Source organism: Delftia sp. WSY_7 (assembly GCF_043104845.1).
In the GTDB taxonomy this organism is placed as follows: Bacteria; Pseudomonadota; Gammaproteobacteria; order Burkholderiales; family Burkholderiaceae_C; genus Comamonas; species Comamonas tsuruhatensis.
Map to the genome: position 1 here is coordinate 191,286 of NZ_JBICLB010000021.1, position 12,939 is coordinate 204,224.

The window sequence follows — 12,939 nt, forward strand, 5'->3', positions numbered from 1 at the left end:
GCATGCAACGCATTGTTATCAATTTGATAGCGCAGAAGCTTGTTCTGAAGGGGCCTGTGGGTCGATGTGCAGGGCGGTGCGATACGCGTACGGTCTTGCTTGCGGGAAGTCCGCGCAGCGTGATAGCCCTCTTCGCGCCGGGGCGCCAACCGCCCCGGTCGCCTCAGGCCAGGGCGGCCTGCAAGGGGTTGCCTGGGTGTGAAACGGCCTCGGGCCACAGCCGACCGGCCGCCGCCTGCAAGGCTTGCACCAACTGCTGCGTATCCGTCTTGCCGGTGGCGTGCAGCGCTTCGGTCACGATCAGCGCGTTGACGGTGGATTCGCGCACTGCCGAGTGGCCGCTTTGGCGGTTGCACCAGCGCCGGGCGTGGGCGCGGCCAGCCGTGTCGGCAAAGATGATTTCGCCGGGCTCGGGATATTCGATCTCGCCCGAGAAGGTCTCGTAGACCTCGCTGCCGGTTGCGGGGCGCACCTGCAGGCAGCCGCTGATGCGGTCCAGGTCGAAGACGGCCACGGGAATGGCAAAGGCCACCGAGGCCGCATTGCACAGGTCCACCAGCGGATGCAGGCCCGGCAGATCTCCCTCCTTGCGCAGGCGGCGCAGCAGGGCCTCGGCGGCGCAGCGGTATTGCGTGGGCTTGAGGCCCATCCTGGCAAAGCCGCGCCGCCAGGCCTGGATGGATGGCATCTCGCTTTCCGGGGTGCAGGCCAGGTTCTGCCTGGCCTGTGCCATGAAGGGGGCGATCACGGCGTGTGCGGGCACGTCGGGCGACAGGCCGCGCAGCAGCAAGGTCTGCGTGGCCAGTTCAGGAAAGTCGCGGGGGATGGAGGGTGCGTAGGAGAACGGCAAGATCGGGCCTTGTGATTGGAGAGGGGATGTGATCCCCATCCTCGCCAGGCCGGTTTGCGTGGTCTTGAAGGAAATTGCAGCGCGTCACGCAGCGCAGGCCTTGGCTGCCCTGGCATAGAAGCCGGGCGCCATGCCGAAGCTGCGCACGAACAGGCGCGTCATATGGCTCTGGTCGGCAAAGCCGCTGTGCGCGGCGGCCTCGGCCAGCGGCATGCCGCTGGCGATGAGCCCGCGCGCCTGGTGCAGGCGCCGCTGCAGCAGATAGGCATGGGGTGTCATGCCCGTGGCGCGCGCAAAGGCGCGCAGGAACTGGTAGCGGCTCAGGCCCGCCTCGTGGGCCAGGGCGCCCAGGGTCAGCGGTGCACCGGGATCGTCGTCCATCCGGGCGCGGGCCAGGGTGATGGGGGCCGGTGCGCGGGGCGCCGGGGCAGGGCGCTGCAGCATGCCGCCCAGCAGTTGCAGCAGGGCTTCGTCCAGGTCCAGGGCGCCCGCTGGCTCGCCGCTGCCGGTCATCCTGCGGTACAGGGTCTGAAAACACGCGGCCAGGCCCGGGTCGCGCACGGCGGGCTGGCGGAACTCGAAGCCGGCCGCCGGCCCTGCGCCATCCATGTCCGCCATGAGCCCGGCCACGACCGATGGTTCCAGGTAGAGCATGCGCCAGGCCCGACCGCCGTCGCCCAGGGGCATGCCGTCATGCAGCTCGCCGGGGTTGACCATGATGAGGTCGCCGGCCCCGGCCTCGTACAGACCTCGTCCGCTGGCGGACTTCTGCGCGCCACGCTCGATCAGGCCGATCCCGTACTGCTCGTGGGTATGCCGCCCAAAGTGCCTCGCCGTGTCGGCGGCCACGGCCTCCACGCCTGCGCTGCGGCAGCGCAGCCAGCTGAAATGCCCATCCGTGGTCGAAACCATGCCGCAGCCTTTCCTACCCACCCTGGCGTGCCAGCGTGATCGCCAGGCCGGCCAGCCCCGCGCCTACCACCACGGGGATCACGCCCACCTTCCAGCGCAGCAGCGCGGCTGCCGCAGCCAGGCCCAGCAGTGCGGACGGCCAGTCGAAGGGACCCGTCCAGCCCTGGGGCCACAGCACGTGCCAGGCAAAGAACACGGCCAGGTTGGCGATGACGCCCACCACGGCGGCCGTGATGCCTGTCAGCGGCGCGGTGAAGCCCAGCCTGCCATGGGTGGACTCGATGAAGGGGCCGCCCAGCAGGATGAAGGCGAAGGACGGCAAAAAAGTGAAGAAGGTCACGATCAGGGCGGCGGCGGCGCCGGCCGGCAGCAGCGCATCGGGGCCGAACACCTGCGTGCTCCAGCCGCCCAGGAAGCCTACGAAGGACACCACCATGATCAGCGGCCCCGGCGTGGTCTCGCCCAGGGCCAGCCCGTCCATCATCTGCGTGGCCGTGAGCCAGTGGTAGTGGTCCACCGCGCCCTGGTAGAGGTAGGGCAGCACGGCGTAGGCGCCGCCAAAGGTCAGCAGTGCCGCCTTGGTGAAGAACCAGCCCATCTGGGTGAGCGCGCCCTGCCAGCCGAAGGTGGCGGCCAGCAGGCCCAGCGCCAGCGCCCACAGCCCCAGGCTGGCCGCCAGCACCTGGCTGAAAAAACGCCAGCTGAACCGTGCATGGGCCGGTACGGGCGTGTCATCGTCGATGACGGCCGGGCCGTGGCTGCCGCCGCCGTGGCCGTGCCCGCCTGCAGGGGCGAAGTGGCGCGGCGCCAGCCTGCCCCCCAGGTAGCCCAGTGCGCCGGCCGCCAGCACGATCAGCGGAAACGGCAGCTTCAGCGCGAAGATGGCCACGAAGGCCGCCGCGGCAATGCCCCACAGCCAGCCGTTGCGCAGGGTGCGCGAGCCCACGCGCCAGGCCGCCTGCACCACCAGCGCCGTCACGGCCGGCTTGATGCCGTAGAAGATGCCGGCAATGGCCGGCACATGGCCGAAGGCCACATAGATCCAGGACAGGGCGATGAGCAGCACCAGCGAGGGCAGCACGAACAGCCCGCCGGCCACGATGCCGCCCCAGGTGCGGTGCAGCAGCCAGCCGATATAGGTGGCCAGCTGCTGCGCCTCGGGGCCGGGCAGCAGCATGCAGTAATTGAGCGCATGCAGGAAGCGCCCCTCCGAGATCCAGCGCCGCCGCTCCACCAGGTCCTCATGCATGATGGCGATCTGCCCGGCCGGCCCGCCAAAGCTGATGCAGCCCAGCTTCAGCCAGTAGCGCAGGGCTTCGGCGCGGGTGGGGGCCACAGGGGCCGCGGGAAGGGGCGCGGGCGGGTTGGGTGTGGTCTGCAGGCTGGAGGGCATGCCGCAAATGTCTCATACGGCAGCCGCCCCCGATGCCTGAAGGCACCCGCGCTGCGCAGGCGCTACATCTGCCGCGCGGCCTGCTTGACCAGCACCGGCTCGGCCCGGTAGCTGTCCGGGAACAGGCGCTTGAGCTGCTCCACCTTGGGCAGGTCGTTGATGACGATGTAGGGATGGCGCGGGTTCTCGGTCATGAAGTCCTGGTGGTAGTTCTCGGCCGGGAAGAAGCTGGGCTTGTCCTCCAGCCGGGTCACGATGGGCTTGCCGAAGACCTTGGCCGCGTCCAGCTGGGCCACATAGGCCTGGGCGGTCCTGAGCTGCGCGGCGTCGGTGGCGAAGATGGCCGAGCGGTACTGCGGGCCCGTGTCCGGCCCCTGGCGGTTGAGCTGGGTCGGGTCATGGGCCACGGAAAAGTAGATCTGCAGCAGTTGCCCGTAGCTGACCTGGGCCGGGTCATAGGTGATCTCGACCGACTCCGCATGCCCGGTGCGGCCGCTGCTCACCGCCGAATACGAGGCCTGGGCCGCCGTGCCGCCGCTGTAGCCCGAGACGGCGCGCTGCACGCCCTTGACATGCTGGAACACGCCCTGCACGCCCCAGAAGCAGCCGCCCGCAAAGATGGCTTTCTGCGGCCCCTGGCCCGTGGCGGGCGCATCCTGCGCGGGTGGCGGAATGCGCACGGCCTGCTCGGCCGCCTGCAGGTTGCTGCCCTGCCACAGCAGGGCGCCGCCCAGCAGCACGGCGCTGCCGGTCAGCAGTTGGAGAAGGCCGCGGCGGCGGGGTGCGGTGGCGAGGGGGGAATCGTTGGTCATGGTGTCTCTCCGGTGAAAGTGAAGCGGCCAGGGATCAGCCAAAGGTGAAGGCATAGGCGGAGATGCCGGGGTCCAGGAATTCGATGCTGAAGGTGCGCTCGGCTGCGCCGCCGTCCTGGCGCACCAGCTGGTACAGGCGCTGCGCGGTCACGCTGCCGCTGCCGTCGGCGGCCACGTCCATGCCGCGCGAGGCGCCGGGCGCCTTGCCGTCGATCAGCACCTTGAAGCGCACGGGCTTGCCATCGCTGCCGGGGCCCAGCACCAGGTGCAGGTCGCGTGCCTGGAAGCGGTAGGTGATGCGGCCGGTGGCGCCGTCCAGCGTGGCGCTTTCCGGGCCCACCGTCCATTGGCCGCTCAGGCCCCAGGCGTTCAGCGGCAGGCGCTCGGGCGTGGCATAGGCGGTGGCCTGGTCGTGCACGGCGGCAGGCGTGGCGGCAAATTGCTCGGCGCGCTCATAGCCCAGGTAGGTCTCGTGCGAGCGCACGGCTGCCATGTCGGCTGCCTGCTGCACGCCCTTGGCCTGCACGTCGATCAGGTCCTGGTCCACCTGCTTCGATCCGGCTTCCTGCAGCAGTTGCTGGATCACGCGCTCGGACTCGGCATAGCCGCCTTCGCCAAAGTGGTGGTGCCGGATGCGGCCCTGGGCATCGATGAAGTAGTGCGCCGGCCAGTACTGGTTGTTGAAGGCGCGCCAGATCTTGTAGCCGTTGTCCACGGCCACGGGGTAGCTGATGCCCAGGTCCTTGATGGCCTTTTCCACGTTGGACAGCTTGCGCTCGAAGGCGAACTCCGGCGCATGCACGCCCACCACCACCAGGCCCTGGTCGCGGTACTTCTCGGCCCAGGCCTTCACATAGGGCAGGGTGCGCAGGCAGTTGATGCAGGAGTAGGTCCAGAAATCCACCAGCACCACCTTGCCGCGCAGTTGTTCGGCCGTCAGCGGGGTGGAGTTGAGCCAGTCGGTGGCGCCGTCCAGCGCAGGGGCCAGCCCTTCGTCCGGCAGGGCGGCGCGGGACGGGCCGCCGGCCATGCGCATGGCGCCGCCTGCGGCCATCATGGCCGGGCCAGCACCGGAGTCCGTATCCACGGCGGCCATCATTGCGGGACCGGCCTGCATGGCCATGGCACCACCCTCGGGCCTGCCGCTCAGGCGGTCCACCAGCCTTTGCTCCAGGCCGCCGGTGGAGGCCGTGGACACTTGCGCCAGCACGCCCGTGTCCAGCCCCAGCGCAATCGCGCCCACACCGGCCAGCATGGCCGCGCCCAGCCCGCGCCGCACCCATTCGCCCGCGCCCAGCATGCGCTTGAGCGCCGCAAACACCTTGCCGCCCAGCAGCAGGGCCGCCGCCATGGAGGTGGCCGCACCGGCCGCATAGGCCAGCAGCAGCAGGCTGGAGGTGGTGTTGGCACCCTGCAGTGCGGCGCCCGTGAGGATCAGGCCCAGGATGGGGCCGGCGCAGGGAGCCCACAGCAGGCCCGTGGCCACGCCCAGCAGCAGCGAGGCGCCGGGGCGGGCGCCACCGTCCGTGCCCTGGGCACGCTCGGACAGGCGCGAGCCCGCCGCCACCAGCGGCCGCGTCAGCCGTTCGGACAGGCCGGGCCACAGCAGGGTCAGCGCAAACACGGCGACCAGGCCCAGGGCCAGCCAGCGGCCGTATTCATTGGCGGCCACCACCCAGCCGCCGCCCACGGCGGCCAGCGAGGCCACCAGGGCGAAGGTCAGCGCCATGCCCGCCAGCAGCGGCAGGCCGCTTTTGGCGAAGGGCTGGTCGGCGCGTGCAAAGACGAAGGGCAGCACCGGCAGGATGCAGGGGCTGACGATGGTCAGCACCCCGCCCAGATAGGCCAGGACGATCAGCAGCATGGCGTGGCTCCCGGGTTCAGGCAGGCTGGGGCGTGAACGTCAGCGACAGTCCGTTCATGCAGTAGCGCAGGCCCGTGGGCCTGGGGCCGTCGTCGAAGACATGGCCCAGGTGGCCGCCGCAGCGGCGGCAATGCACCTCGGTGCGCAGCATGCCGTAGGCGCGGTCCTGGCGCGTGGCCACGGCCTTGTCCAGCGGCTGCCAGAAGCTGGGCCAGCCCGTGCCGCTGTCGAACTTGGTCTTGGAAGAGAACAGCGGCAGCGCGCAGCCCGCGCAGGCAAAGGTGCCCGCGCGGTGCTCCTTGTTCAGCGGGCTGGAGCCTGCACGCTCCGTGCCTTCCTTGCGCAGGATCCGGTACTGCTCGGGCGTGAGGCGGGCGCGCCACTCGGCATCCGTGTAGCTGACCTCGAAGACCTCGCTGGAGGCGGCCGCTGGCGCGCGGCGCGGGAACAGGCTGGCCGCCAGCACGGCGGTGGTGCCGGCGCCTGCAGTCCACAGAAGATGGCGTCTGGTGGTCATGGTGTGCTCCTGAAGGTTGCGTGCGTCTGAAAACGATGCGATGCCAGTCAGGTTAGGGCGCCGGCCTCCCGAAGTCCTCACGCAGAGTTCAAAGATTCGTGATAACTCCCGGCCCCGGTATTGCGCACAATGGCAGCCACTCTCGCCACTTCCAGGAAACCGCATCCGATGACCGCCACGCGCCGCGTACTTCTCGTCGAGGACGACGCCCATATCGCCGACCTGCTCACGCTGCACCTGCGCGACGAGGGCCTGGAAGTCATGCACTGCGCGCGCGGCGACGACGGCCTGCGCCAACTGGAGCGCGGCGGCTGGGACGCGCTGGTGCTGGACATCATGCTGCCCGGCGTGGACGGCCTGGAGATCTGCCGCCGCGCCCGCGCCATGGCGCGCTACACGCCCATCATCATCATCAGCGCGCGCTCCAGCGAGGTGCAGCGCATCCTGGGCCTGGAGATCGGCGCCGACGACTACCTGGCCAAGCCGTTTTCCGTGCTGGAGCTGGTGGCGCGCGTCAAGGCGCTGCTGCGCCGCGTGGAGGCGCTGGCCCAGAATGCGCGGCTGGAGTCCGGCAGCCTGTCCATTGACGGCCTGGCCATGGACCCCGTGGCGCGCGATGCCCGGCTTCATGGTGCCCGGCTGGACCTGACCCCGCGCGAGTTCGACCTGCTGTACTTCTTTGCGCGCCAGCCCGGCAAGGTGTTCTCGCGCATGGACCTGCTCAACGCCGTCTGGGGCTACCAGCACGAAGGCTACGAGCACACCGTCAACACCCACATCAACCGCCTGCGCGCCAAGATCGAGGCCGACCCGGCCCAGCCCGCGCGCATCCTCACCGTCTGGGGGCGCGGCTACAAGTTCGCCGAAGCGGGCGAGGGCGCATGACCATGAAACTGCGCCTGACACTGACCCAGCGCCTTTCCCTGGTCTTTGCCGTGCTGCTGCTGGTGTGCAGCGGCACCTCGGCCTGGATGCAGCTGCGCGCCAGCCGCATGCACGAGCTGGAAGTGGTGCAGGGCCTGTCGCGCGACGTGGCCGAAAGCATTGCGCGCGACGCCCAGCTGACCGACGCCAACGGCCTCATGCCCGGCGCCGTGCGCAGCTTCTTCAACCAGCTCATGCTGGTCAACCCCAGCGTGGAGGTCTACCTGCTGGACGCCGACGGCCGCATTGCCGGCCATGCCGCCCCCGACGGCCGCGTGCGCCGCGAGCGCGTGGACCTGGCGCCCGTGCACCGGCTGCTGGAAGGCGGCACGCTGCCCATCCTGGGTGACGACCCGCGCAGCGTCGAAGGCCGCAAGGTCTTCAGCGCGGCGCCGCTGCGCGTCAACGGCAAGGAAGTGGGCTTCATCTACGTGGTGCTGCAGGGCGAGGCGCATGACCAGCTGGTGGCGCAGGGCTCGGCCAACTCGGTGCTCAGCACGGCGCTGTGGTCCATCGGCCTGGTGGCGCTGCTGTGCCTGGTGGCCGGCCTGGTGGCCTTTGCGCTGATCACGCGGCCGCTGCGCCGGCTCACCGAAGAGGTGGCCGGCTTCGACATCCATGGCACCCCCCCGGACCTGCCGGCCCCCCAGCCCGGTGCCGCGCAGGACAGCCGCGACGAGATCGCCGTGCTGGACGCGGCCTACCGCCGCATGGTGGCGCGCATCGGCGAGCAGTGGCGCGCCCTCACGCGCCAGGACCAGGAGCGGCGCGAACTCATCGCCAACGTCTCGCACGACCTGCGCACGCCGCTGTCGTCCCTGCACGGCTACCTGGAAACGCTGCTGCTCAAGGACGCCGTGCTCGACACCACCGAACGCCGCCGCTACCTGGGCATTGCCCTGGCACAGAGCCAGAAGGTGGGCGAGCTGGCGCAAAGCCTGTTCGAGCTGGCGCGCCTGGAATACGGCTTTGTCCAGCCCGAACCGGAGCCGTTTTCCATGCCCGACCTGGTGCAGGACGTGTTCCAGAAATTCGAGCTGCGTGCCGAGGCGCGACAGGTGGCGCTGCGGGCCGACTTCCCAGCCCGCCTGCCCGTCGTCCAGGCCGACCTGGGGATGATCGAGCGCGTGCTGGGCAACCTGCTGGACAACGCGCTGCGCCACACCCCCGAAGGCGGCAGCATCCAGGTGGCGCTGGCGGCGGCGGGCAACGCCGTCGAAGTCACCGTGGCCGACACCGGCCCCGGCATCCCGGCCGATCTGCGCGAAGGCCTGTTCGAGCGCCCCTTCACCGTGGGCGGCGCCCGCCGCGGCGGCGGCCTGGGCCTGCGCATCGTCCACCGCATGCTGGAGCTGCACGGCTGCCGCATCGAACTGGTGGACCCGCCGGGGCAGGGGGCGAGCTTCCGGTTCGTGCTGCCTGCGGCCACGCAGGCAACGGGCGCCGGCGCCCGGCCGCGCCAGGGCTGACGCGGATCGTGGGTTAACCTTGTGCACAGCGCGCCCTCGAAGGCGCGGCATGCACAAGATCGTCAACTCGTTCCGAGGACCCACGCCATGTCAACGTCTGCATCTCCCGTTCATCGCCTGCCCGCATGGGTGCCGCTGCGCTACACCACGTTCTGCCTGAGCCTGGTCGGCAGCGCGGGGCTGCTGGTGGCGGCGCTGGTGTGGGGAGGGCTGTGGTGGTGGCTGGGCTTTGGCGTGTGCGCCGCGCTGGCGCTGCTGGGCGTGCGCGACATGACCCAGGTGCGCCATTCGGTGCTGCGCAACTACCCCATCATCGGCCACCTGCGGTTCCTGCTGGAGTTCATCCGGCCCGAGATGCGGCAGTACTTCATCGAGTCCGACCATGAGGCGCTGCCGTTCTCGCGCGCCCAGCGCTCCCTGGTCTACCAGCGCGCCAAGGGCGACCCGGACAGCCGCCCGCTGGGCACGCAGCTCAATGTCACGGCCCAGGGCTATGAATGGGTGAACCATTCCATGCAGCCCACCAGGCTGGCCTCGCATGACTTCCGCATCACCATCGGCTGCGCCGATGAAGGTGCCTCGCCCTGCACCCAGCCCTACAGCGCCAGCATCTTCAACATCTCGGCCATGAGCTTTGGCGCGCTGTCGGCCAATGCCATCCTGGCGCTGAACAAGGGCGCGAAGATGGGCGGATTTGCGCACGACACGGGCGAGGGCTCCATCAGCCAGCACCACCGCGTGCACGGCGGCGACCTGATCTGGGAGGTGGCCTCGGGCTACTTCGGCTGCCGCAACGACGATGGCACGTTCAGCGAGGAGAAGTTCATCGCCAATGCCACCGACCCGCAGGTCAAGCTCATCGAGATCAAGCTCAGCCAGGGCGCCAAGCCCGGCCACGGCGGCATGCTGCTGGGCGCCAAGGTCACCCCCGAGATCGCCGCCGCGCGCGGCGTGCCCGTGGGCGTGGACTGCATCAGCCCCTCCAGCCACAGCGCCTTCAGGACGCCGGTGGAGATGATGCATTTCATCGCCCGCCTGCGCGAGAAGTCGGGCGGCAAGCCCACGGGCTTCAAGTTCTGCGTGGGCCATCCCTGGGAGTGGTTCGCCATCGTCAAGGCCATGCAGGAGACGGACATCACGCCGGACTTCATCGTGGTCGATGGCGCCGAGGGCGGCACGGGCGCGGCGCCCGTGGAGTTCACCGACCACGTGGGCGTGCCGCTGCAGGAAGGCCTGCTGCTGGTGCACAACACGCTGATCGGCGTGGGCCTGCGCCACCGCATCAAGATCGGTGCGGCCGGCAAGGTGATCACGGCCTTCGACATCGCGCGCATGATGGCGCTGGGCGCCGACTGGTGCAACGCCGGGCGCGGCTTCATGATGGCCCTGGGCTGCATCCAGGCGCAGAACTGCCACACCGGCCACTGCCCCACGGGCGTGGCCACGCAGGACGCGGCGCGCCAGAAGGCCCTGGTCGTGCCCGACAAGGCCACGCGCGTGGCCAACTTCCATGACAAGACCCTGCATGCGCTGCAGGAGCTGGTGCAGGCGGCGGGCCTGGAGCACCCCTGCGACATCACGGCCCACCACATCGTGCGGCGCATCTCCGACACCGAGGTGCGCCAGCTCGCCAACCTGGTCCTGCGCGTGGAGCCCGGGGCGCTGCTGGGGCCGCTGGACAAGCAGCACAACGTGTTCAAGCTCTACTGGCCGGGCGCGCGCGCGGATACCTTCCAGTTCGTGCCGCCCACGCTCAAGCCTTCGGCACCGCAGGCCAAGGCGCAGGCGGCAGGCCAGCCCGCATAGGGACACCACGGCCGATCACGGGTTTTGACGGCACTCGGGGATAATGCGCCCCGAGCACTTTGGTCCACGACTGTATTTTTCTTTGTAAATGAAAACTATTTTGGTTCGCATTGCAGCTGCCGTCTTCGGCGGCTATGCCTTCACCTGGGGCTTCATCGCCCTGGGCGTGGCGCTGATGTTTGCCGCCGGAATGGAGTTCCACGATGCCGAGCATCTGGGCTACATCCTCGGCTTCCTGGTGTTTCTGACGGTGTTCCTCTGGGCCTTTGCGGCGCAGAGCCTCCCGCGCGTCTGGGCCGTGCTGGCCGGCGGCGGCATTGTCATGACCGGTTGCGCATCGCTGCTCCAGCAGATGCTGCTGCCCTGAATCCGGAGAACGCCCCATGTTCCAGAACTTCCGCCTCTCCATGGCCTGGCTGCACACCTGGTTCGGGCTTGCGCTCGGCTTCGTGCTCATGGCCGCCTTCTTCTTCGGCGCGCTGTCGGTGTTCGACCGCGAGATCGACCGCTGGGCCATCCCGGCCTCGCGCTTCGAGCCCACGCCCATGCCCTCGTACGACCAGATCCTCAAGCCGGTCTTCGAGTCCATGCAGCCCAACGCCCAGGCGCGCGATGCCATGCGCGGCGAGGTCAACGGCCCGCTGCCCGAGCGCTTCGACACGCCCCAGCGCTGGGGCGCCTACACCACCCACCGCGATCCCGTGCTGGGCCTGTTCGCCGGCTACGAGGTGCCCAACGCCAAGAAGCCCGAGACCCTGATCTGGGCCATGCGCACCATCGACCCGCGCAATGGCGAATCCCTGCCGGACGACCACCTCAAGATCGGCAGCCGCTTCTTCTACCCGCTGCACTACAGCCTGACGCTCAACTGGATGAACCTTGGCTACTGGATCGTGGGCTTTGCCGCGCTCATCATGCTGGTGGCCCTGGTCAGCGGCGTGGTCATGCACCGCAAGATCTTCCGCGAGCTGTTCACCTTCCGTCCGAAGAAGGCCACGCAGCGCAGCGTGCTGGACCTGCACAACCTCACCGGCGTGGTGGCGCTGCCCTTCCACTTCTTCTTCGCCTTCACGGGCCTGGTGATCTTTGCGGGCATCTACTTCCCCATCACCCATACCCAGCTGGAGCCCCTGCACGAGTTGCACGAGAAGATGGAGGCCGAGGAAACCGGCCTGCCGCACGACCGCGCCGGCGTGGCCGCACCCATGGCCTCGGTGGACGCCATGGTGGCCGAGGCGCAGCGCCGCTGGGCCGCCAAGGGCATGGCCGGCGACGTGGGCTTCCTGTCCGTCACCCATGTGGGCGATGCCAACGGCTACGTCAGCGTCTACCGCGCCGGCACCGACCGCATCGCGCTCACGGGCGAGGGCATCCACTTCAAGGCCAGCACGGGCGCCCTGCTGCGCGAAGATCCTCCGCGCACGGCCGTGGACAGCATCAACACCTTCCTCACCGGCCTGCACCTGCAGCACTTCCGCCACTGGCTGCTGCGCTGGCTGTACGTGCTGGGCGGCCTGGCCGGCTGCGTCTGCATTGCCACCGGCTTTGTCTTCTTCGTGGAAAAGCGCAAGAAGCAGCACGCCAGACAGGGTGTGCAGGGCGCGCGCGTGGTCGATGCCCTGGCCGTCACCACGGTCACCGGCATGCTGGTGGCCACGCTGGGCATGCTGATCGCCAACCGCCTGCTGCCCGAGGCCATGCCCCAGGGCTGGCCGGGCCGGGGCGACATGGAACGCTATTTCTTCTGGGCCACCTGGCTGCTGGCCATGGCGCATGCCTTTGTGCGCAGCGCCCCCGTGGCCCGGGGCCTGCCCAATCCTGCCTGGCGCGAGCAGTGCTGGGCCGTGGCCGCCATGGCCGTCACGGCCGTGCTGCTGAACTGGCTGACCACGGGCGACCACCTGTTCAAGACCCTGGGCGAGGGCTACTGGCCGGTGGCCGGCGTGGACCTGTTCATGCTGGCCAGCGCCGTGCTGGCCGTGGTGGTGGCGCGCAAGCTCAAGACGCGCGCCGCGCCCGCCATGCCCTCGCGCGCTGCGGAGGTGGCCCATGTCTGAGGGGCTGATGGACGCACTGCTGCTGGCCGCCGCCTTTGCGGCATCGCTGCTGGGCATGGCCTGGTTTGCGCTGGCCAAGGACGTGCACTGGGAGCAGGTGCACGGCGACACGCCCCAGCCCGATGGCAAGGTCAGGCTGCTGCGCTGGCTGGGCGCCTCAGGCCTGGCCGCCTCGCTGGGCCTTTGCCTGGCGGTGGACCATGCCTCCATGGCCTCCCTGGTCTGGATCATGACGCTGGCCGCCGCCGCCCTGGCCATTGCCTTCACGCTGACCTGGCGGCCGAGCTGGCTGCGCTGGCTGCCGGCCTGACGTTGGCGCGGGGGCCTCTGCGCCC

General features: G+C 69.7%; 12 protein-coding genes. 6 read left to right on the forward strand and 6 right to left on the reverse strand.

The genetic code is table 11. The features are described 5' to 3' along the window. Positions 1-163: 163 nt before the first annotated feature. The 6 genes from ACF8ME_RS09900 to msrB all read right to left on the reverse strand — a co-directional run bounded on the left by ACF8ME_RS09900 (position 164) and on the right by msrB (position 6,348). Entirely contained in the window at positions 164-850 is a 687-nt protein-coding gene (locus tag ACF8ME_RS09900; protein ID WP_392416218.1) for a B3/4 domain-containing protein, read from the reverse strand. Between the two features lie 84 nt (positions 851-934). After that, positions 935-1,762: an AraC family transcriptional regulator gene (locus tag ACF8ME_RS09905; protein WP_392416220.1), complete on the reverse strand. Its 828-nt coding sequence runs from the start codon at positions 1,760-1,762 to the stop codon at positions 935-937. A gap of 13 nt (positions 1,763-1,775) precedes the next feature. Further along, on the reverse strand, positions 1,776-3,155 hold the full coding sequence (chrA, locus tag ACF8ME_RS09910; protein WP_392416222.1) for a chromate efflux transporter: 1,380 nt from the start codon (positions 3,153-3,155) through the stop codon (positions 1,776-1,778). Between the two features lie 62 nt (positions 3,156-3,217). After that, positions 3,218-3,967: a peptide-methionine (S)-S-oxide reductase MsrA gene (msrA, locus tag ACF8ME_RS09915; RefSeq protein ID WP_392416224.1), complete on the reverse strand. Its 750-nt coding sequence runs from the start codon at positions 3,965-3,967 to the stop codon at positions 3,218-3,220. Between the two features lie 34 nt (positions 3,968-4,001). Continuing rightward, positions 4,002-5,831 carry a cytochrome c biogenesis protein DipZ gene (locus ACF8ME_RS09920; protein WP_392416226.1) on the reverse strand — a complete coding sequence of 610 codons (1,830 nt, stop codon included), beginning with the start codon at positions 5,829-5,831 and terminating at the stop codon, positions 4,002-4,004. Between the two features lie 16 nt (positions 5,832-5,847). Then, entirely contained in the window at positions 5,848-6,348 is a 501-nt protein-coding gene (gene msrB / locus ACF8ME_RS09925) for a peptide-methionine (R)-S-oxide reductase MsrB (protein ID WP_392416228.1), read from the reverse strand. A 168-nt stretch (positions 6,349-6,516) separates the two neighbouring features. On the opposite strand from msrB, the gene ACF8ME_RS09930 reads away from it, so the two are divergent. The 6 genes from ACF8ME_RS09930 to ACF8ME_RS09955 all read left to right on the forward strand — a co-directional run bounded on the left by ACF8ME_RS09930 (position 6,517) and on the right by ACF8ME_RS09955 (position 12,914). After that, complete coding sequence (locus ACF8ME_RS09930; protein ID WP_016448168.1) at positions 6,517-7,233, forward strand: response regulator transcription factor; 717 nt, start codon at positions 6,517-6,519, stop codon at positions 7,231-7,233. A 2-nt stretch (positions 7,234-7,235) separates the two neighbouring features. Beyond that, positions 7,236-8,741, forward strand: coding sequence for a sensor histidine kinase (locus ACF8ME_RS09935; RefSeq protein WP_392416297.1), 1,506 nt, complete (start codon positions 7,236-7,238; stop codon positions 8,739-8,741). 87 nt (positions 8,742-8,828) lie between these two features. Then, complete coding sequence (locus tag ACF8ME_RS09940) at positions 8,829-10,547, forward strand: FMN-binding glutamate synthase family protein (RefSeq protein WP_034364403.1); 1,719 nt, start codon at positions 8,829-8,831, stop codon at positions 10,545-10,547. 88 nt (positions 10,548-10,635) lie between these two features. Next, positions 10,636-10,914, forward strand: coding sequence for a hypothetical protein (locus ACF8ME_RS09945; RefSeq protein WP_016448165.1), 279 nt, complete (start codon positions 10,636-10,638; stop codon positions 10,912-10,914). A 16-nt stretch (positions 10,915-10,930) separates the two neighbouring features. Continuing rightward, positions 10,931-12,604, forward strand: coding sequence for a PepSY-associated TM helix domain-containing protein (locus ACF8ME_RS09950; protein ID WP_392416230.1), 1,674 nt, complete (start codon positions 10,931-10,933; stop codon positions 12,602-12,604). Next, positions 12,597-12,914 carry a DUF3325 domain-containing protein gene (locus ACF8ME_RS09955; RefSeq protein ID WP_336694101.1) on the forward strand — a complete coding sequence of 106 codons (318 nt, stop codon included), beginning with the start codon at positions 12,597-12,599 and terminating at the stop codon, positions 12,912-12,914. The genes ACF8ME_RS09950 and ACF8ME_RS09955 overlap by 8 nt, the downstream gene beginning before the upstream one ends. The last annotated feature ends 25 nt before the right edge of the window (positions 12,915-12,939 follow it).